13 protein-coding genes and 1 pseudogene are annotated in these 20,654 nt (G+C 67.4%); 6 read left to right on the top strand and 8 right to left on the bottom strand.

Annotation, left to right across the window (positions count from 1 at the left end; all coding sequences use genetic code 11):
• Together J8847_RS10840 and J8847_RS10835 are read right to left on the bottom strand one after the other, a co-directional pair.
• A pseudogene (locus tag J8847_RS10840) lies at positions 1 to 976 on the bottom strand (hypothetical protein); the annotation flags it as partial.
• Positions 973 to 1,842 carry an ABC transporter ATP-binding protein gene (locus J8847_RS10835; protein ID WP_211524705.1) on the bottom strand — a complete coding sequence of 290 codons (870 nt, stop codon included), beginning with the start codon at positions 1,840 to 1,842 and terminating at the stop codon, positions 973 to 975. The gene J8847_RS10835 and the pseudogene J8847_RS10840, both read right to left, overlap by 4 nt.
• Before the next feature lie 260 nt (positions 1,843 to 2,102).
• Between J8847_RS10835 and J8847_RS10830 the strand changes: the two genes are divergently transcribed.
• Positions 2,103 to 4,181, top strand: a complete 2,079-nt coding sequence (locus J8847_RS10830; protein ID WP_211524704.1) for a diguanylate cyclase — start codon at positions 2,103 to 2,105, stop codon at positions 4,179 to 4,181.
• 113 nt (positions 4,182 to 4,294) lie between these two features.
• On the opposite strand, the gene J8847_RS10825 is transcribed toward J8847_RS10830, so the two are convergent.
• From J8847_RS10825 to J8847_RS10800, 6 genes are all read right to left on the bottom strand, one after another.
• The gene (locus J8847_RS10825; RefSeq protein ID WP_229512694.1) at positions 4,295 to 4,588 is read right to left on the bottom strand and encodes a hypothetical protein; all 294 of its coding nucleotides are present in this window, start codon (positions 4,586 to 4,588) and stop codon (positions 4,295 to 4,297) included.
• Between the two features lie 73 nt (positions 4,589 to 4,661).
• Positions 4,662 to 5,456, bottom strand: a complete 795-nt coding sequence (locus J8847_RS10820) for a hypothetical protein (RefSeq protein WP_211524703.1) — start codon at positions 5,454 to 5,456, stop codon at positions 4,662 to 4,664.
• A gap of 9 nt (positions 5,457 to 5,465) precedes the next feature.
• Entirely contained in the window at positions 5,466 to 9,083 is a 3,618-nt protein-coding gene (locus J8847_RS10815) for a tubulin-like doman-containing protein (RefSeq protein WP_211524702.1), read from the bottom strand.
• Between the two features lie 24 nt (positions 9,084 to 9,107).
• Entirely contained in the window at positions 9,108 to 9,566 is a 459-nt protein-coding gene (locus J8847_RS10810; protein ID WP_229429696.1) for a hypothetical protein, read from the bottom strand.
• Between the two features lie 12 nt (positions 9,567 to 9,578).
• Positions 9,579 to 11,087, bottom strand: coding sequence for a hypothetical protein (locus J8847_RS10805; protein ID WP_211524701.1), 1,509 nt, complete (start codon positions 11,085 to 11,087; stop codon positions 9,579 to 9,581).
• Positions 11,087 to 12,568 (bottom strand): hypothetical protein, encoded by a 1,482-nt coding sequence (locus J8847_RS10800; RefSeq protein WP_211524700.1) that lies wholly within the window; start codon positions 12,566 to 12,568, stop codon positions 11,087 to 11,089. The genes J8847_RS10805 and J8847_RS10800 overlap by 1 nt, the downstream gene beginning before the upstream one ends.
• Before the next feature lie 230 nt (positions 12,569 to 12,798).
• Here J8847_RS10800 and J8847_RS10795 point away from each other — a divergent pair, with 230 nt between their 5' ends.
• From J8847_RS10795 to J8847_RS10775, 5 genes are all read left to right on the top strand, one after another.
• Positions 12,799 to 13,860 (top strand): hypothetical protein, encoded by a 1,062-nt coding sequence (locus J8847_RS10795; RefSeq protein WP_211524699.1) that lies wholly within the window; start codon positions 12,799 to 12,801, stop codon positions 13,858 to 13,860.
• A 123-nt stretch (positions 13,861 to 13,983) separates the two neighbouring features.
• Entirely contained in the window at positions 13,984 to 15,135 is a 1,152-nt protein-coding gene (locus J8847_RS10790) for a sensor histidine kinase (RefSeq protein WP_373888791.1), read from the top strand.
• Between the two features lie 158 nt (positions 15,136 to 15,293).
• Positions 15,294 to 17,660: a M1 family aminopeptidase gene (locus tag J8847_RS10785; protein ID WP_211524697.1), complete on the top strand. Its 2,367-nt coding sequence runs from the start codon at positions 15,294 to 15,296 to the stop codon at positions 17,658 to 17,660.
• Positions 17,661 to 17,767: 107 nt separating this feature from the next.
• Positions 17,768 to 20,158, top strand: coding sequence for a M1 family metallopeptidase (locus tag J8847_RS10780; protein ID WP_211524696.1), 2,391 nt, complete (start codon positions 17,768 to 17,770; stop codon positions 20,156 to 20,158).
• Positions 20,155 to 20,649 (top strand): DUF6702 family protein, encoded by a 495-nt coding sequence (locus tag J8847_RS10775; RefSeq protein ID WP_211524695.1) that lies wholly within the window; start codon positions 20,155 to 20,157, stop codon positions 20,647 to 20,649. The genes J8847_RS10780 and J8847_RS10775 overlap by 4 nt, the downstream gene beginning before the upstream one ends.
• Positions 20,650 to 20,654: the final 5 nt, after the last annotated feature.

Genomic DNA, 20,654 nt, shown 5'->3' with positions numbered 1-20,654 from the left:
CGGCCAGGGCGAACAGCGGCTGGACCAGGCGCGACAGAGGACGCAGCCAGGCGTTGACGACGGCCAGCGGCGTGCGCCGCGCTCTCGCCTTGCCGGCCTTGACGCGGTCCGGCGAAAAGCGGTGGAACAACAGCAGCGCCGGCAAGACCGGCAGCATGGCCGCCAGGGCGGACAGGGCGCGGCTGAGCACAGCCCCCTGGTACCACATCCATTGCGGGAAGCTGCGTACCGGCAGCGCCGGGTCGTAGGGCATGCTGCCGATCGCCATCGCGCTGGTGTTCGCATGCTGCGACATGACGGCCAGGGCGTTCCCCATGCCCATGAAGTCGAAGGCCATGGCCAGCGGCAGCACCTGGGGCGCGGCCTTGCCCTGCTCGAGCATCTGCGGGCCGACGCCGATCGCGGCGACCCAGATGAAGAAATACAGCAGGTCGCCCACTTTTCCCATCAGTGGTCCCCAGCTGTCGAACAGCAGCGCGCAGCTGGCGGCGAACAGCACCATCGGTCCCAGCAGCAGCACATAGGTCTGGAGGTAGACGACGGGCTGGATCGGGCCATCGCCGCGCAGCAGGTGGCAGGCCAGGATGGTGAGCATGAAGGCGAACACCAGGATGCCGAGGTAGGCGACACCGCCCAGCCAACGCCCGGCCAGCAGGGCCGCGTTGCCGGCCGGGGTGGCGCCGATCACGCCGCCTATGCCGATGCGCAGGTCTTCGGCGGTGCGCCCGCGCAGCAGGTAGAAGCCCGCCATGCCGAACAGCACGCCGGCCAGGGTGGCGCTGCCCATGGCCAGCGCCGAGCTGGTGTACAGCACGCGCGCGCCGTCCAGCGCCAGCAGGACCTTGCCGCCGGCCGGATCCTCGATCATGGCCCAGCTGACGGCCCTCACGGCCAGCACCGCCGCCAGGGTCGACAGGCGGCGCAGCCGCAACCGCACTTCGCTGGCGGCAAGAACGCCAATGAGGTGCGCGTTCATGCCGCCTCCGCCTGCACCGCATAGCGCTGCGCCATCAGCGCCTCTTCCAGGCTCGGCTCGGCCTCGCGCGCGCCGCCGCAGGGCAGTTCGGGGTGCGCGATGCGCAGCGCCACGCGGTCGCCCTGGCGCTGGGCCTGCAGCACGTGCACGCGCTCGCGCAGGGCCTCGTAGTCGTGGGCGGCGACGCTGGCCGACCACACCTGGCCGCGGGCGCGCGCCAGGATCGCATCCGGGGTCTCGTGCGCCACCAGGCGGCCGGAACGCATGATCGCCAGTTCGCTCGCGATGCTCTCGACGTCCGAGACGATGTGGGTGGACATGATCACCAGCTTGCCGAAGCCCAGTTCCGCCAGCAGGTTACGGAAGCGCAGGCGCTCTTCCGGATCGAGGCCGGCGGTCGGTTCGTCCACCACCAGGATGTCGGGATCGTTCAGCAGCGCCTGGGCGATCCCGAGCCGGCGCCGCATGCCGCCCGAGAACGAGGCCGCCGGACGCTTGGCATGGTCGTGCAGGTTGACCAGTTCGAGCAGGCGGCGGATGCGGGCCGGGTCGCGCACGCCCTTCAGGGCCGCGAAATACCGCATGAATTCGAGCGCGCTCAGGTTGGGATAGACGCCGAAGTCCTGCGGCAGGTAGCCCAGGGTACGGCGGATGGCGTCGGGCGTGCGCGCGATGTCGGCGCCCTTCCACAGGATCTGGCCGGCGCTCGGACGGGTCAGGGTGGCGATCATCTGCATCAGGGTGGTCTTGCCGGCGCCGTTGTGGCCGATCAGGCCGACCACGCCCCGCTCCAGCCGTAGACTGACGCTATCCACCGCCCGCACCTGCTTGCCGAAGGTCTTTTCTACCGCGCGCAATTCCAGCATCTCCGTCTCCCCGTTCGAGCTGTTTATATGTTGGAAATACTGTAAAGGAAGCAAAACCGGGCGACCGGGGCTTTGTGACGGACGGCAGAAAGCGCGGTCCAGGCTGCAGCCAGCCACGCATCGGCGCCTGGCGGTCCGGGCTGTGTCATTTTGGTGACAATTGATGAGAAAGTGGAATTTCTCCATTGCAACAGGCCTATAATTATTCACACACATTCAGACGAATCGTCGGACCTGACCGGCGCCACGAGACCCGATCCATGTTCGCTGCCCTGCACCGCGCTACCGCGCGTCCCCGAAGCCTCGCGCTGGCCGCGGCGCTCTGTGCCGCGTTGTGCGCGGCGCCGGCCTGCTCCGCCGATGCGGCGACCCTCACCCAGCGCCTGGCCGACATCCGCGAGGTCAACCGCTTCGTTCCCGAGCGCGCCCTGCCGATGCTCAGGGAGATCGAGGCCGAAGGCCGCGCCGCTCCCCTGCCCGAGCGGGCCGAATTCCTGAACCAGCTCGCCAGCGCCCAGTACGTCCTGGGCCACAACGAGGAAGCGCTGGCCACCACCGAGGAACTGATCGCGCTGGGCCGTACGCACAAGGACACCGTGGCCCTGGCCAAGGGCCTGCTGCGCAAGGGCTATATCGAATCGGGCGAGCACCGCCTGCCGGAGTCGCACCGCCTGATCCGGGAAGCGGAACAGCTGGCCAGGACCACCCGGGACTTCGACCTGCGCCTGCGCACCCTGATTTCCACCGGCGAGACCTATGCCGAGGAAGGCAACCTGCCGACCGCCCTCGACCGCCTGCAGACGGCGGCGGCGCTGGCGCGCCAGTCCGGCGACCCGGTGCAGATCGTGATGACCCTGAATTCGCTGGCGCGCCTGTACGGCCTGCTGCGCGACCCGGAAGCGGGCCTGAAGCTGCTGGAAGAGGCCACCACGGCGGCGCTGAAGACGAATTCGCCGGGCCGCATGGCGACGCTCAAGGACGCCGAATACGGCCTGGCGATCGCCGCCCGCCAGTACCAGCGCGGCCTCAGGGCGCTGCAGGACGCCCTCGCGCTCGAGCGCAAGATCGGCGCCCATTCGATGGTCGCCTACACGCTGGTGAACCTGTCGGACTGCTACCTGAAGCTGCACGATTACCGCAACGCCGCCAACTATGCCGAGCAGACCATCCAGGCGGCGCGCAAGCTCAACGACCGCGGCCTGGAAATCACGGCGCGCCTGAACCTGGGCCAGGCCTACATGGCGCTCGGCCGCCTGGTGGAAGGCAAGCGCCACATCGAGGCCGGCCTGGCGGGCTACGAAGACCTGGGCGACAAGCCCGAGCTGCAGATGGTGCTGGAGGAATACGGCGCGGCGCTGGAGCGCGCCGGCGACCTGTCCGGCGCCCTGCACGCCTACCACCGCGAACGCAAGATCTCCAACGAGCTGTTCGAGCAGCGCCGCCAGCAGGCCGTGCTCGACCTGCAGTCCAAATACGAGGCCGACAAGAAGCAGCAGCAGATCGAACTGCTGCGCAGCGAGAACCAGATCAAGTCGGCCGAACTCGACAACCGCCGCCTGCAGCAGCGCGTCTGGTGGCTGCTGGCCGTGGTGTTCGCGCTCGCCTCCGCCGTCGTCGGCCTGCTGTACCGCAAGGTGCGGCATGCGAACGCCGCGCTGCACGAGAAGAACCGCGAGCTCAAGCAGCAGAGCGTGCGCGATCCGCTCACCGCCCTGTACAACCGCCGCCATTTCCTGGAATTCATGCGCGGCGTGCCCGGCAAGGGCACGGGCGCCGCGACCGGCGCGCCCGAAGAAACCACCGGCGCCCTGTTCCTGCTCGACGTCGACCATTTCAAGCACATCAACGACACCTACGGCCACGCGGCCGGCGACGCGGTGCTGACCGCGATCGCGGCCGGCCTGCGCGAGATCCTGCGCGAGACCGACATGATCGTGCGCTGGGGCGGCGAGGAATTCCTGGCCTACCTGCCCACGATCCCGGCCGGCGGCCTGGACGAAGTGGCCCAGCGCATCCTGAACGGGATCGCCTCGATCCGCGTGCGGCACGGCGAGGGCGAACTGTCGGTGAACGTCTCGATCGGCTACGCGCCCTTCCCGATCCGGGTCGGCGGACAGGCCCTGCCGTGGGAGCGCGCGGTCAACCTGGTCGACATGGCGCTCTACCTGGCCAAGTCGCACGGGCGCAACCGCGCCTACGGCGTGCGCGGCTTCGCCGATCCGGAGAAGGCGTGCATCGACGAGATCGAGCAGAACCTGGAGCGTGCATGGCGCGCGGGACAAGTGGACCTGTCCGTCGTGCTGGGAGAGTGGAAGGAATTGCGCATCGCGAGCGCCTGAGGCGGGCGTAGGGTGGACGGCTTGCCGTCCACGCGGTGATAGTTTGCAGAAAAATCATCCGGCGCGATAGTCGAGCCGCCACTGTCTCCGCGTGGACGGGAAACCCGTCCACCCTACTTTTTATCCTGCAGCTTTTCCCCGGCCTCCTCGACCTTCTTTCCGATCTTGTCGGTCGCCCGGTCCAGCCCGCGGCTGGCGTCGCGCGTCGCATCCGCGACCTTGTCGCGCGCCTCTTCGGCGGCGCGGTCGGCCTTGGCCAGCTCGTCCTTCACGCTGTCCGATACCCGGGCGCCGGCTTCGTCCAGCACCTTGCCGGCCTTTTGCGCCGGCCCCATCTCTTCCTCGCCGCGGCCGCAGCCGGCCAGCACGGCCAGCGCCAGCAGCGCGCCCACCACGCTCGTTTTCATGTCGGTCTCCTTGCTGTCCTTCTGAGCGCCAGCATACACCCAGCCCGATTCAGGCGGCTGACGCTACAGTCGCTCATTGCCCGCTGCCAGACGGATCGGCCAGCGGATGCTCGCGCCTGCCCTCGTCGATGCGCTGCCTCAGCGCCCGCGTCTCCGCGTCCTCGCCCCAGCGCCGCGTGAACACCGCCAGGCGCGCCCGCGCCTTGTCGTAGGCGTCGGCCTTGATCAGTTTCTGGATCGCCCCGCGCGTCTCGAACCACGCTTCGCGGCGCTGCTCGGCGCGGGTGCAGGCCTTCGCCGCGTCGTTCAGGCGCCGCTGGACCTGGGTCAGCTGCTCGGCCGTCGCCCGCGTCTCGCGCAGCGCGATCAGCTCGTCCTGGGCTTCGCGCGCCTTGCACTCCTTGGCCAGCGCCACCGCCTTGTCCATGCGGCGCTCGATCAGGGCCTTGGAAGGATTCGCCACCAGCCACACCAGCCACAGCACGCCGAGTGCGAGCGCCCACCAGCGCAGGCGCACGGGACGGCGTCCGGGCGGCTGCTTGGCCGGCGCCGCACCTGCGGCCGGCTTGGCGCCGAGCGTGCTCTTGGCGGCGGATGCGGGAGCGGCCGCAGGCGCCGGCTGTGGCGCAGGTGGAGGCGATGCCGCAGCGGGCGGCGATGGCGGAGGCGGAGGAGGTGCAGGCGGCACCGGGCGCAGCGGCGGAGCAGCTACCGTCGCCGCCGCCGCTGCTCCCACTTTGACCGGCTGCGGCATGGGCGCGCCCGGGCGCTGGGCGGTCCCGCACCACGGGCAGAAATTCACCGCGCGCGGAAAGCTCCGCCCGCAAGCGGCGTTGATGCACCGGTAGATCGCTTCGTTCTGAGCCATGCGGTCCTTTTACTCCGGATCGGGAACGCCGTCGTCGGGATCGGGGATCGCCGCGCCCAGCAGCGGCGCCAGCTCGGGCAGCGCGCCGACGGTGCTCCACTTGTCCAGCTTCGGATTCCAGCGCATGTCCCAGACCCGGGTTCCCGCGTCGATCTCGCCGCGCGCCGCCATCTGGCCCAGCTCGTCCTGCGTGTAGGGACCGCGCTGCGCGCCCTGCAGGAACAGCTTGTAGCGGTTGGCGCCGGACGGCGCGGCAACCGGCGGCACCGCCTTGCGCTGCAGGACCTCGGCCGCCCTGTCATCGCTGGCCAGGTAGTCGGACAGGATCACGCGCTTGTCCACCGGCCGCTCGACTTCCCAGCTATAGGCGTCGCTGGCCGAGCCGGGCACGGTCTCGGTCCACTGCGCGATGCCCGAGAGCGCGGTCTCGATCTGGCTCGGCGACAATCCAGGATCGGCATTCGCCGCGCGCCGGATCCACTGGTCGTACAGGCGCCGCGCGGTGATGTTGGGCAGCGAAGGAGACGGCAGCTGGGCGCCGGTCTCGTCGACTTCCAGGCGCGGCTCGTAGACGCGCAGCTGGTAGTGGCGCATCAGGGCCGCCAGCAGGGCCAGCTGGTGCGGCCCCATTCCGGCCAGGCGCGCCTGCACCGCGCCGATCACCTGCTCGCGGTAATAGGACGGCAAGCCGTTGGAACGGATCGCGTATTCGTTGCCGATCTGAAGCCATTCGCCCGATCCCGGCTCGACCTCGAACAGGTATTGCCCGCGCGGCTGGAAGCTGGCTTCGCGGTCGCCCAGGTCGGCCTTGCGCCGGATGACGCCCAGCGCGATCGCCTGCAGGAACCATTCGTAGTCGTCCGCCAGCCGGTTCAGCTCGTCCATCGAGGGCGAGATCGGATGGCGGAAGCGCGTGGCGTCGAAATGCAGGTGGGTCGGGATCTTCGGGTTCTCGATCTGGTAGGAGGCGCGCCAGGTCGGCAGGCCGCGCAGCACCGTCATCGGGTAGCCGGACAGCTCGATGTAGCACACCGCGCGGCCATTGAAGCCGGTGTTGACGATGGAGACCAGGTCGCCGTGGAAGTACCCGGTCGGCACCGCCGCGCGCAGCTCGGCCTCCATCTTGCGCCAGGCGCTCACGTCGCCCACGCCGATGAAGCACTTGAACTGGTCGGCGGCGGGGGTGAACTCGGCCGAGAAGCGCGCGTTCACCCAGGGCATGGCGCTGCGTATCCATTCGCCGAACACGCGCTGGCGTTCCTGCGGGGTCAAGGCGGACAGGCGCTCGAGCAGCGGGTCGACGGGTTCGGGCTGTTCGAGCTCCTGGCTGGAGAGCTGCAGCTGGGCGCGGCGGAACAGCTTGAGCAGCAGTTCCGAACGCAGGCGCTCGTCGCCCAGTTGCGGGAACAGGCGCGCCGAGCCGCCGAATTCCAGCAGCACTTCCTCGCTCCAGGCGCTCACGTCGCCGGTCAGGCGCACGGGCGGCGGCGTGGTGTCGGCGGCCAGCTTGATATAGGTGGCGTGTTCCTGGCGCGCGTCGGCGCGCAGCTGGCTGATGCGCTGGTCGGCGGCGGCCAGCATGGCCTGCACCTGGCGCCGGCCTTCCTGGAATTCGCCGGCGATGCCGCTCCATTGCGCCTGCCCGTGCTCGTCGGTGCTCTGCGGGTCGCCCAGCCAGGCCGACATGCCGCGCATGACTTCGATCGACTGCCCGGCCGACACCGCCAGCAGGTGGAAGCGCAGGTAGTCGGCAATGTCGCGCTTGAGGTGGTTCATCACTTCGCGCGCCTGCGGCTCCTTGCCGAACATGCGGCCGGAGGCCTGCGACAGGTTGTTCAGCGATTCTTCCACCTGGCGGGTGCGCAGCGCGTCGCGGATGTCGCGGTAGCGGCGTCCGTTGCGCTCGGCGTTGGCCAGGTCGCGCTGCTGCAGGCGGGCCTTGACCTGCTCCAGCAGCGACAGCACGAATTCCAGCCCGCCCTGCTTGCGGTCGTCGAGCAGCGCGTACAGGCGCTCGCGCACGCGGCCTTTCAAGCGGCCCAGCAGTTCGTTCGTGTGCCGCTTGATGCGGTCTTCGCTGGTCTCGGCGGTGGCGCCGGCCTCGCGGATCGCATCGCGCTCCAGGTTCGGCAGCAGCTCGGCCACCTTCTCGCGCCACAGCTTGATGTCGTAGGACGCCATGATGCGGTCCATCTCGAGCTGCACCTTGCTCTCGACCCGCTCGAGCAGGGACCTGCCGTCGCGGTCCAGCAGCAGGGTATTGGTGAGGGTGTATTCGGGGAAGGCGGTGACGTCCACGGTGCCCTTGCGGAAGTCCGGGAACTCGTCGAAGGGACGCTCGGCCATGTCCATCTGCTCGCGCATGAAGCTGTCGCGTTCCTGGTCCCCTGCCCTCCGGGCGGCGGTCCCGTCGCTGCTCACCATGCCGAAGAAGGCCTTCACCATCAGCCCGGCCAGCTCGTAGGCGCGGATATCTTCGACCAGGCTTTGCTGGGTGTCGAGCACCGACTGCCCGAATGCCGAGTACACCTTCGAATAGGACAGGCGCATGTCGCCGAAGCGCGCCTCCGGCACCTTGGGATTGTAGGGCCCGAGCTTGTGCTGCTGCTGGTTGACCGCCACCGAGCGCTTGCGGTTGGCGAAATCGGCCGAGGCGAAGTCCTCGAACAGGGTGTCGGCCACCATCTGGTAGACGTCCTTGACGTCCAGTGTCGCCTTGTTGGCCAGGTTGGCGGTATCGACGAAATAGACGTCGTCGAAAGGCGTGCCGGTGCCCGTGATGCTGTCGGGCTCCATCCAGTGCACGCGCGCGTTCATGTCGCGCATCGCCGTCTCCAGTTCCATCAGGGTGGCGTAGGCGTTGGCCTCGGTGCGCTCCTTGTTGGCCTTGGCGTAGCCAGAGGGCATGAACAGCACCAGGTCGACCTGGCTGTCCGACACTTCCTGGCGCGCGATGGCCTTGGACAGCCAGCCCAGGTCGATCGCGCTGCCGGCGCCGGTGCCGCCGGCGGCGGAAGCGATCACGACGATGCGGAACTTGGAGGTATCGACCTGCAGGCCCAGGCGCTGGTAGTTCTCCTTGCGCTCGATGCCGGCATTACTGCTCAGGAAGTTGAGCGCGCCCTTGATGCGCCCGCGCAGCTTCGGGTATTTGTCGAACAGGTAGAGCCGCGCCAGCGCGCGGATCTGGCCCGCGCCCTTGGACGGGTCGATGCCCAGCGAGCGCAGCTTCTTGGGACGCAGCGGCATCCAGTTCTCGATCAGCGGGAAGCGCGCCAGGCTGTCGTCGGACTCGTGGTACTGGGGCAGGTCGAGCGGCTCGACCAGGCGCTCCTCGTCGCTCAGGCGCACCAGCTCGTACCAGGGATCGGTGCGCTGCGACTTGCCTTCGTCGATCACGGCATTGCTGTCGAGGTCGAAGTGCAGGAAGCGCGCGACCGGGAAGTCGCCGATGGATTCCACCCGCGTCGGATGGTGGCGGTTCCACACGGCCGACAGGATGCGGCGGCGGATGCGCATCATCACTTCCATGCCGGTGCCGCCGGCGCCGATGAACAGCGTGGGCCGCAGGTCGACCTTGAGCTCGGTCTTGGCGCCCAGGGTGCCGGGTTTGGGGAAATCTGCCATGTTCGATTCTCTTTCCAATAACTTTTAGCGTCGCCCGGTGAACAGCGCCGCAACCAGGGCCACCACCCCGACGATGACCAGCGGCCCCATGACGCCGAAAGTCATGTAGCGGCTGGCGTTGATGATCGCCAGCACCGCCGCCGCCGACAGGAAGCCGAGTCCGATGAACAGCAGCCAGCCCGCCGTGCCGGCCGACGAGGGCGCCACGCGGCGCACCACCAGGTGGTGCACGTAGGCGTTCCGCACGAAGAAGTAGACCACCAGCAGGATCACGAACACCACGGCGCCGATCGCCAGGTCGCGGGTCGAGGTGTCGGTGGCCGGGGGCATCCCCTCCGTGCCCGGCACCACTTCCACCGGGCGCCCCGCCGTCTCGGGCGCGGTCTTCGGCAGCGTATCCTGGGGCGAAGCCGATTCCTCGGGCAGCTTGAAGCCGGGATCGGCGGGCGACGGCGCGGTGGGTTGCTGGGTTCCTTGCATCATGGTCCTCTCGTCTTAGCGGCCCAGCCTGACCTGCGCGCCTTCGCGCAGGTCCAGCAGCTGGTGGCCGAACAGGGTGGTCTTGAGCTGGGCGACCTGCTGCCCGGCCTTGTCGTAGATCGGTTGGGTGGTGCCGGGACGCGCGCGCATGGTGCGCAGCTCGTCCTCGACGGTCAGGTGGGCGACGCGCGGCCGGGCATAGGCATAGGCCGCCGCGCCCGCCGCCCCCAGCAGCGCCAGCGCGGCGCCGCCCAGGGCCAGCAGCGGCCCCATGCCGTAGTGGACGCGCACTTCCACCGGCAACACGGCGGTCGAGGCCTGCACGCGCGCTGGCGGGATGAAGATGTCCGGCAGCGGGTCGCCCGGGAACAGCGCCGCCATGCGCTGGCGGAAGGCTTGCGACAGCTCCAGCTTCTGGTCCGCCAGGTGCAGCTGGATGGTCCCCGGCAGCACATAGGCCGAACCGGCCGATTTCAGCGCTTGCGCCGACCACTTGTCGGGGATTTGCGCCACCGGCAGGGTCATGGTCGAGCCCAGGGGAGCGGGTTTGCCCGGCGCCAGCGCGCTGACCTTGCTGCTGGCCAGCGAGATCGGGCGGTTCTCGCCGCCCAGCGTGGAGCGCGCGCTCAGGGTGGCCGAGGAGATCGTGTACGGGTACATCGTGTTCTCGAGATTCCACTCGATGCGCGCCGTGGGCTGGCGCGCATCCGGCGCCACGTCGGCGCGCAGCACGCCGTTCGGCGCGGTGGCGAAGCGCACGCCCGGCGCGTTCTCGACCTTGCGCGGCGCCAGCCGCACCGTGTCGCGGTCGAGCGGCTTCAGGCGCGCGGGCGGCTCGGTGATCACGCGCTCGACCCGCCTGGCGGCCAGCAGCGCGTCGAGCGCCCTGTTGCCCTCCGCGCCGACGGCGAAGGCGTACACCATCAGGCCGTTGGCGCTGTAGTGCTCGCCCTTGACCGGCATGCGCAGCGGGAAGGCCAGCGCCTTGGTGATCGCCGCGCCGCCGTGGATCAGCTGGTAGAACTCGCGGTTGCGCTCCGCCGTGGCCTGGTCGTTGTTGGGGCTGTTGCGGTTGTTGGTGAACAGCCAGACGATGCCGGGCTTGCCGCCCAGCGCCTGCGTGATGGCCGCCTGCACGGCCTCGCCCAGGTCGGTATCGGCCAGCGCGGCGCTGCCCGGCTTGCGGGCCGTGTCCAGGCCGCGCAAGGCCTGGGTGATCTTTTGCGCGGAGTCCTGTCCCGCCTTGAAGGACAACAGCGCCCTTGGCGACGGCGCGCCGGGCAGCGACTGGTTGAAGGCGGCCAGCACCACCGCCTCGCCCGGCTGCACCACGCTGCCCGCCAGCGCGCCGACCAGCGGCTTGAACTGCGACTGCGGATCGCTGTAGAAGGGTTCCATCCAGCCCGAGTTCTGCACCAGGAAAACGTGCGGAACGGCGAAGGCCCAGGCCGGGACCGCCGCCATAAACATGGCCAAAGCAGCCGCAGCCAGCATGCGCCCGAGGGAGGGGAACAAGGTCCTCATCACGCGAGCTCGTCCAGCCGCCAGCCGCGCATCTGGTTCCAGTCGGGATGCTGCAGCCACAGGCAGTTGTCGTAGACCAGCGGCACGCAGTCGAGCGGCCGCGCCAGGCGCGCGATCTCGTCCAGGATCACATTGCGGCGGCCGATCCATTCGACCGTCACGCGCGGAATCACGCGGTCGTCCAGGGCATCCTCGGCGCGTCCCGTGTACTTGTGCAGGCGCAGCACCAGTCCGCTCGGCTGGCTGCGGTTGTTGTTGAAGCTGCGCAGCAGCGGCACCACCAGGGTGTCGTCCTGGCTCTGGTCTTCGATGTGCTCGGCCGACCAGGGCTCGTCCACCACCGGATGGCCGCGCCGGAACAGGAAGTTGGCGAAGCCCAGGCGCGCGCCGTCGATGCCGACCCTTTCGGGCTGGTCCGAGCCTATTTCGAGGAAGGAATAGCCCTGGCCATCATGCCCGATGTGCCACAGGCGTCCGTCGCGGCTCTGGGTCGGACCGCCGAAGGCCAGGCGCGGCTGCCATTCCGGCGGCCAGGGCAGGAACCGGGGCGCTTCGCCGGGACGCCAGGCGAGCTGGCCCGCTTCGTGCAGCCAGAACAGGCGGCCGTCGTAGCCAAAAGGGCGCGACCAGCCGGAGGCCGGCAAATCGGGGCAGGGAAACTGCTGCGCCTCGTCCAAGTCGGTGCGCGCGCTCCACAGGTGCACATTGCCCGGCGCCCCGGCCAGGCAGGCCAGGTGGCGGCGCATGATGCCCGGCGCGGCCAGCACCGGCGCGTCGTGCACGGGTTCGAGGCGATAGCTTTCGCTGACGGGATTGATCCACAGGCGCTGCAGGCCGCCGGCGGTCGGGACCAGCGCCACTTCTCCGCGCCCGCTCCCCTCGGCGGGCAGCCATGCATATGCCGATGCGGTGAAGGCCAGGCTGGCGGCGCCATCCTCGGGCGCCAGCACGTGCCACAACTGGGCCAGCGGGTCCCAGTATTGCAGCACGCCGCGGGTGTGGGCCAGCGCCAGCAGGCGCTGCTCGGGAAAGCCGTAGCCGGCCGCGGCGAAGACGCACCAGGCGTTGGGCGGCGCGGGCATGCTGCGGTCGGCGCGGCCCACGTGCGGGGCCGCGGGGCGTTCTTCCAGGCTGTCGCCCAGCGCCAGCGAAGTGACCGGCAAGCCATGCGGAACATGGCGCGGCAGCGACTGGTCGGCGCCCGGCCCCCACCAGCCGGGCCGCCGGGAAGGCTGGCCGTTCAGGCGCTGCAGGGGCTGGCCGCAATGCGGGCAGTGGGCGAAACCTTCGGGATAGATGGGCGCGCAGCCGCAGCTGGCCGGCAGCGAGGCGCCGAGCAGGCGCGCGACGTCAGGCAGGCGCGCGCCGGCGTGGGACTGCCAGTCGATGCGTCCCAGTCCCTCGGTGGCCAGCAGTTCGAACTGCCCATTCCTCTCGTCTTCCTGCCAGATGCTGGCAGGCGTTTCCCATCGGTAAGCCACACATACTCCCGTTCACCGGCGCAGCGGCGCCCGCGCCATTTGATTTGTCGAAACAAGGCCTGTCGAGACCGTTGTTGTTGCTCAAATCATAGCGCCGCCCACTGTCGCGCGGCGCGCCGTTCACGGGGTAGCATGCAGCGACACTGCCGGGATCAAATAGCAGGCTGTTCAGCGGAACTTTCAGGCCGAAACCGTATAATGACGGGCTGGATATTCCGTTAGCTTTCCCCATGAACTCCGCCGTCCCTTCCACTATCGCGCCAGCTGGCGACCTGCCCCCGCACGCCGTCGAGGCCGCCAGCGCGCACCTGGCCGACCTGCTTGCCATCGCCGTCGAGCACGGTCCTGGATCCGCGCACGCCGCCCTGGTCGTCTACGACACCCGCACCGCCCTGGCGCGCGCCCTGCTCGCCGCCTACCGCCGCAACCTGCCGGACGCGCGCTTCATCGACTTCGACAGCGTCACGCCGGAAACGGTGCTGGAAGCCTTCCGCAGCATGCAAGCCAGGGATCTGGTAGTGCTGGTGCAGTCGACCAACTTCCGCCTGGACGGCTTCCGCATCCGGGTCGAGCTGTTCAAGCTGGGCCTGAAGGTGATCGAGCACGTGCACCTGTCGCGCATGCCGGGGGCGCAGTCCGAGCACTACATCGAGGCGCTGGCCTACGACCCGGCCTATTTCCGCGGCACCGGGCGGGCGCTGAAGGCGCGCATCGACAGCGCGTCGCATGCGCGCGTGGAAGGCGGCGGCGAGGTGCTGCACTTCGCCTCGCCCTTCGAGCCGGCCAAGCTGAACGTGGGCGACTACAGCGAGATGAACAACGTGGGCGGCCAGTTCCCGATCGGCGAGGTGTTCACCGAGGCGCTCGACCTGGAAGCGGTGCATGGCCGGGTCCAGGTGCATGTATTCGGCGACACCAGTTACCGCTCCAACCGCCCGGACACGCCCGTGACCATCGTGATCGACAAGGGCCGCGTGGTGGCGGCCGAAAACGCCACCCCGGCCTTCCAGGAAGTGCTGGACATCATCCGCGCCGACGAGGGCGAGGTCTGGGTGCGCGAGCTGGGCTTCGGCCTGAACCGCGCCTTCACGCGCGAGCGCCGGGTGGACGACATCGGCACCTACGAGCGCATGTGCGGCATCCACCTCTCGCTCGGGGCCAAGCACGGCGTCTACCCGAAGCCGGGCTTCAAGCGCAAGGACGCCCGCTATCACATCGACGTGTTCGCGGTGACCGACGCAGTCTACCTGGGCGACGAACGGGTATACGCCGACGGCCGCTGGCTGGTGTAACAAAAAAGTGCTTGTATTCCTGCGGCATGGTGATGCTATGATGTAATTATTACAATTTACAAACGGACGGCGATCATGGGAGACGGCGTTCTTGGGGATGTTCCAACTCATGTGAACGATCATGTGAGCGAAATACAGGGCATAGGCGCTGTTCCACGCATTCTCGACACCGTCGCCGCCATGACCGGGCTGCGCTTCGTCGCCATCGCCCATGTCACCGCTTCATCCTGGACCGCCTGCGCGGTGCACGACCGCCTCGACTTCGGCCTGCGCCCCGGCGACACGCTCGACGTCGACACCACCATCTGCAGCGAAGTCCACGCCACCCGCCAGGCGGTGATCATCGACAGCGTGCGCCACAGCGAACGCTATCGCGAACACTACACGCCGCGCATCTACGGCTTCCAGAGCTACTTCTCGATTCCCATCTTCCGCCCGGACGGCTTCTACTTCGGCACCCTGTGCGGCCTCGATCCGGAACCGGCGCGCCTGAGCGACGGGGCCACCGCCGCCACCCTGGCCCTGTTCGCGGAACTGATCTCGAACCAGCTGGAATCCGAGCGCTCGCTGCGCGCGGCCCGCAGCGCCCTGTTCACGGAACGCGAGACGGCCGAACTGCGCGAGCAGTTCATCGCCGTGCTGGGCCACGACCTGCGCACCCCGCTGGGCGCGATCCTCAGCGGCAGCGAGATCCTGGGGCGCCGGGTCGAGGATGCCGGCGCGCGCCAGCTGGTGGAGCGCATCCGCCGCAGCGCCCGGCGCATCGCGGGCCTGGTCGACGACGTGGTCGACTTCACGCGCGGGCGCATGGGATCGGGCATCGCCCTCGACCTGCGCGAGCGCGACGACATCGGCGTGGTGCTGGAACAAGTGGTGGACGAACTGCGCGGCGTCTACCCCGGCCGCCAGATCGACACCGCCATCGATACCCGGCTGGCGCTGCGCTGCGATCCGCAGCGCCTGTCCCAGCTGCTGTCGAACCTGCTCAAGAACGCGCTGGTGCACGGCGCTCCGCAGCGTCCGATCACGGTCACGGCCGCCCTCGACGGCCCCAGCTTCGTCCTGCGCGTAACCAACGAAGGCCCGGACCTGAGCCCGGCCATGATCGGCCAGCTGTTCAAGCCCTACTGGCGCGCTTCCTCGCGCGCCGGCAGCGAGGGGCTGGGCCTGGGGCTGTACATCGTCGGCCAGATCGCCGCCGGCCACGGCGGCGCGATCCGCGTCACCTCGGCCGAAGGACGCACCTCGTTCACCTTCAGCATGCCGGTGGAGTGATCCCGGCGGCGGCGTGGGGGGCGCATCGTCAATACGATGTGCCTTGCAAATGTCGCATATGTATTATGTATCAGCTTTTTTACAAATCCCCCGAACAATTGCCGGATGGCTAAAGATAGAATTGTTTTTCCTACTCCAACACCAATTCCAGGGGAAATATGATTCGTTTGCCCATCAGCCTGGCAGCGCTGTGCCTCACTGCCTCGGCTTTTGCAGCTGCGCCTTTCGACGACAAGTTCCGTCAGCTCGATGAACTGCTCCCGACCCCGGGGGCGATCCGTACCGCATCCGGTGCGCCAGGCCACGCCTACTGGCAGCAGCGCGCGGACTACACGATCCGCGCCACCCTCGACGAAGAGCGCCGCGCCATCAACGGCTCGGGCACGATCACGTACTACAACAATTCCCCGGATACGCTGAAGTACCTGTGGCTGCAGCTGGACCAGAACATCTACAAGCCGGATTCGGATGCGCGCCAGAGCGCCACCGTGGCCTCGCGCCAGGCATGGGAAAAGCCGCGCAGCCCGGCCGAAGGCCTGAAGTTCGACGGCATGCGCTCGATGCTGACCGCCGCCGAGTTCCCGGGCGGCTTCAACATCACGAGCGTGAAGGACAGCGGCGGCCGCACCCTGCCTTACACCATCAACAAGACCATGATGCGCATCGACCTGCCGCAGCCGCTCAAGCCGGGTGCGCGCGTGTCGTTCAACGTCGCCTGGAACTACAACATCAACGAGCAGAAGGTGCTCGGCGGCCGTTCCGGCTACGAGAAGTTCGACGACAAGAACGACCTGTTCGAGATCGCCCAGTGGTTCCCGCGCATGGCGGCCTACTACGACGTCTATGGCTGGCAGCACAAGCAGTTCCTGGGCGCCGGCGAATTCACGCTGGAATTCGGCGACTACGACGTGCAGATCACCGTGCCGGCCGACCACATCGTGGCCTCCACCGGCGAGCTGCAGAACCCGGGCGAGGTGCTCACCGCCGCCCAGCGCGACCGCCTGAAGCAGGCCCGCACGGCCAAGAAGCCGGTCATCATCGCCACCCAGGCGGAAGCCGAAGCGCGCGAAAAGCAGCGCACCGGCGGCACCAAGACCTGGCACTTCAAGGCCAGGAACGTGCGCGACTTCGCCTTCGCCACCAGCCGCAAGTTCATCTGGGACGCCCAGGGCATCAAGAGCGGCAACGTCGACGTGATGGCGATGTCCTACTACCCGAAGGAAGGCAATCCGCTGTGGGAAAAGTACTCGACCCACGCGATCGTCCACACCATCGAACAGTACAACAAGTACTCCCTCGACTATCCGTATCCGGTGTCGATCTCGGTCAACGGCCCGGTCGGCGGCATGGAATACCCGATGATCACGTTTAACGGTCCGCGTCCCGTCAAGGACAAGAAGACCGGCGAGCTGACCTATTCCAAGCGCACCAAGTACGGCCTGATCGGCGTGATCATCCACGAAGTGGGCCACAACTACTTCCCGATGATCGTCAACTCGGACGAGCGCCAGTGGACCTGGATGGACGAGGGCCTGAACTCCTTCGTGCAGTCGCTGGCCCAGGAAGCCTGGGAAGAGGACTGGTCGGAGATGCGCGGCCACCCGCGCCAGATCGTCGACTACATGCGCAGCCGTAACCAGGTGCCGATCATGACCAACTCGGAGTCCCTGCTCCAGTTCGGCAACAACGCCTACGCCAAGCCGGCCGCCGCGCTGAACATCCTGCGCGAGACCGTCCTCGGCCGCGAGCTGTTCGACTTCGCGTTCAAGGAATACGCGCAGCGCTGGAAGTTCAAGCGCCCGACCCCGGCCGACTTCTTCCGCACCATGGAAGACGCTTCCGGCACCGACCTCGACTGGTTCTGGCGCGGCTGGTTCTACACCACCGACGCGGTGGACGTGAGCCTGGACGGCATCACCGAGTACACGGTGGCCAGCAAGGATCCGGAAGTCGAGAAAGCCTGGCAGCGCGCCAGGAAACAAGCAGAGCCAATCTCGATCACCGACCAGCGCAACAAGGGCATGGAACGCCGCGTCGACCGCTTCCCGGAGCTGAAGGACTTCTACAACGAGCACGACGACTTCACCGTCACCAACAAGGACCGCAACAAGTTCAACGAAACGATGGCGGACCTGGAAGACTGGGAGAAGGAACTGCTCAAATCGGGCAAGCACCTGACCCTGGTGGACTTCACCAACAAGGGCGGTTTGGTGACCCCGCTGATCGTCGAGATCGAACTGAAGAGCGGCAAGAAGTACATCGAGCGCATCCCGGCCGAAGTGTGGCGCTATTCGCCGACCAGGATCACCAAGCTGTTCATCACCGACGAGCCGGTGGTGGGCATGGTCCAGGACCCGTATTGGGAAACGGCGGATATCGACGTCAGCAACAACGCCTGGCCGCGCAAGTCCGAGCCTTCGCGCCTGGAGCTGTTCAAGAGCGAGCGTGACCAGAACAACCTGATGCGCGACTACAACACCAAGCTCAAGACCAAGGAGCAGAAAGAAGACGCGAAGTCGGAGTAATCCGGTGTTCGAGCTTTAATTGAACGCGTCGGCGGCATAGCCGCCACCCCTACCGGCGGGACACATACAGGTGTCCTGCCGGTTTCTCATTCAGCCTATACACTTGTATGAACATCAAGCACCTGCAGGCCAGCCTGGCCGCACTGATCCTGGGAATGAGCGCGGCCGCGCATGCCGCGCCGGCGATCGAGGATAAATTCCGCCAGCTCGATGAGCTGCTGCCCACGCCCAACGAATTCCGCACCGCCTCCGGCGCACCGGGCCACGCCTACTGGCAGCAGCGCGCCGACTACCGCATCAAGGTCACGCTCGACGAGGCAAAGCGCGCGGTCACGGGTTCCGGCAGCATCACCTACCACAACAATTCGCCGGACACGCTCTCCTACCTGTGGGTGCAGCTGGACCAGAACATGTTCCGCGCCGATTCGGACAACCGCAACATCGCCACCCTGCCCTCGCGCGAGGCATGGCAGGCGCGCGGCAACGACGGCGTCAAGTTCGAGGCGCTGCGCTTCCAGCTCGAGTCGCGCGCCTTCGAGGGCGGCATCCAGATCCATGGCGTGACGGATGCCGGCGGCCGCAAGCTGGCCCATACCATCAACAAGACCATGATGCGGATCGACCTGCCGCAGCCGATGAAGCCGGGCGCGCGCTTCAGCTTCAACGTCGCCTGGAGCTTCAAGGTGCCCGAGATGAACGTGCTGGGCCGCCGCATGGGCTACGAGCGCTTCGACCGGGAAGACAAGGCCAACGACAGCGACCTGTTCGAGATCGCCCAGTTCTTCCCGCGCATGGCCGCCTACTACGACATCAAGGGCTGGCAGAACAAGCAGTACATGGGCGATGGCGAATTCACCCTGGAATTCGGCGACTACGACGTCGAGATCACCGTCCCGGCCGACCATATCGTCGCCTCCACCGGCGAACTGCAGAACCCTGGCGACGTGCTCACCAGCGCCCAGCGCGACCGCCTCAGGCAGGCGCGCACGGCCAAAAAGCCGGTCGTCATCGCGACCCAGGCCGAAGCCGAAGCGCGTGAAAAGCAGCGTGCCGTCGGCAGCAAGACCTGGCGCTTCACCGCGAAGAACGTGCGCGACTTCGCCTTCGCCAGCAGCCGCAAGTTCATCTGGGATGCCCAGGGCATCAAGAGCGGCGACCAGGACGTAATGGCGATGTCCTACTACCCGAAGGAAGCCAACCCGCTGTGGGGCACCTATTCGACGGCGGCGGTCGTCCACACCATCGAACAGTACAACAAGTACTCCTTCGACTACCCCTACCCGACCGCGATCTCGGTCAACGGCCCGGTGGGCGGCATGGAATACCCGATGATCTCGTTCAACGGGCCGCGTCCGGTGAAAGACAAGAAGACCGGCGAGATCACCTATTCGAAGCGCACCAAGTATGGTCTGATCAGCGTGATCATCCACGAAGTGGGCCACAACTACTTCCCGATGATCGTCAACTCGGACGAGCGCCAGTGGACCTGGATGGACGAGGGCCTGAACAGCTTCCTGCAGTTCCTGGCCGAGCAGGCCTGGGAAGAGAACTATCCCGACACCCGCGGCGAGGCGCGCAACATCGTCGACTACATGCGCAGCACCAACCAGGTGCCGGTCATGACCAATGCCGAATCGACGCTCCAGCGCGGCAACAACGCCTACGCCAAGCCGGCGACGGCCCTGAACATCCTGCGCGAGACCATCCTCGGCCGCGAGCTGTTCGACTTCGCCTTCCGCGAGTACGCCGAGCGCTGGAAGTTCAAGCGCCCGACCCCGGCCGACTTCTTCCGCACCATGGAAGACGCCTCCGGCACGGACCTCGACTGGTTCTGGCGCGGCTGGTTCTACACCACCGATCCGGTGGACGTGAGCGTGGACGGCATCACCGAGTACACCGTCGGCAGCAAGGACCCGGAAGTCGAGAAGGCCTGGCAGCGCGCCCGCGAAAAATCGGAACCGGTGTCGATCATCGACCAGCGCAACAAGGGTATGGTGCGCCGCGTCGACCGCTTCCCGGAGCTGAAGGACTTCTACAACGAGCACGACGACTTCACGGTCACCAACAAGGACCGCAACAAGTTCGCCGAAACGATGGCGGACCTGGAAGACTGGGAAAAGGAATTGCTCAAGTCGGGCAAGCGCCTCACGCTGGTGGACTTCACCAACAAGGGCGGCCTGGTGACCCCGCTGATCGTCGAGATCGAACTGAAGAGCGGCAAGAAGATCATCGAGCGCATCCCGGCCGAAGTGTGGCGCTATTCGCCGCAGAAAATCACGAAACTGTTCATCACCGACGAACCGATCGTTGGGCTCACGCAAGACCCCTACTGGGAAACGGCCGATATTGATGTCAGCAACAACGCCTGGCCGCGCAAGGCGACGCCTTCGCGCCTGGAGCTCTTCAAGACCGAACAGGACAGGAACAATCTGATGCGCGACTTCCGCACCCCGCTGAAGAAGAAGCCCGCCGCTGAAGCACCGAAGGCCGTCCAATGAAACTCAGGCTGTTCAAAGCCGCGTGCGCCGCCCTGCTCGTCGCGATGAGCGCGGGGGTGCATGCGCACCGCTTCCACACCAGCATCACGGACGTCTCGTACAACGCGCGCACCAAGAGCACCGAAGTGGTGCACACCTACATGGCGCACGACATCGAGGCGCTCTTGATGAACCTCTACCAGCGCCAGTTCGACCTGAGCGATCCGGAAGACCAGGAAGTGCTGCGCAAGTACATCGAGCAGCAGTTCGTGATCAAGGGCGCGGACAACAAGCCGCTCAAGCTGCGCTGGGTCGGGATGACCGCCGACGCGCAGAGCGTCGTGGTGTTCCAGGAAGCCGAGCAGACGCAGGTATCCCAGGCGGCCGTCATCCGCCAGGGCGTGCTGATCGACTTCTTGCCCGACCAGGTCAATACCGTCAACCTGAACGAAGCGGGAACCGTGCGTTCCCTCACTTTCATGCGCCAGGCGCTGGAACAAGCGGCCCGCTGACACCC

This window comes from Massilia sp. AB1, from assembly GCF_018119385.1.
GTDB lineage: Bacteria > Pseudomonadota > Gammaproteobacteria > Burkholderiales > Burkholderiaceae_D > Telluria.
The sequence above is the reverse complement of the archived record's forward strand: the minus strand, read 5'-3'. Positions and strand labels throughout refer to the sequence as shown.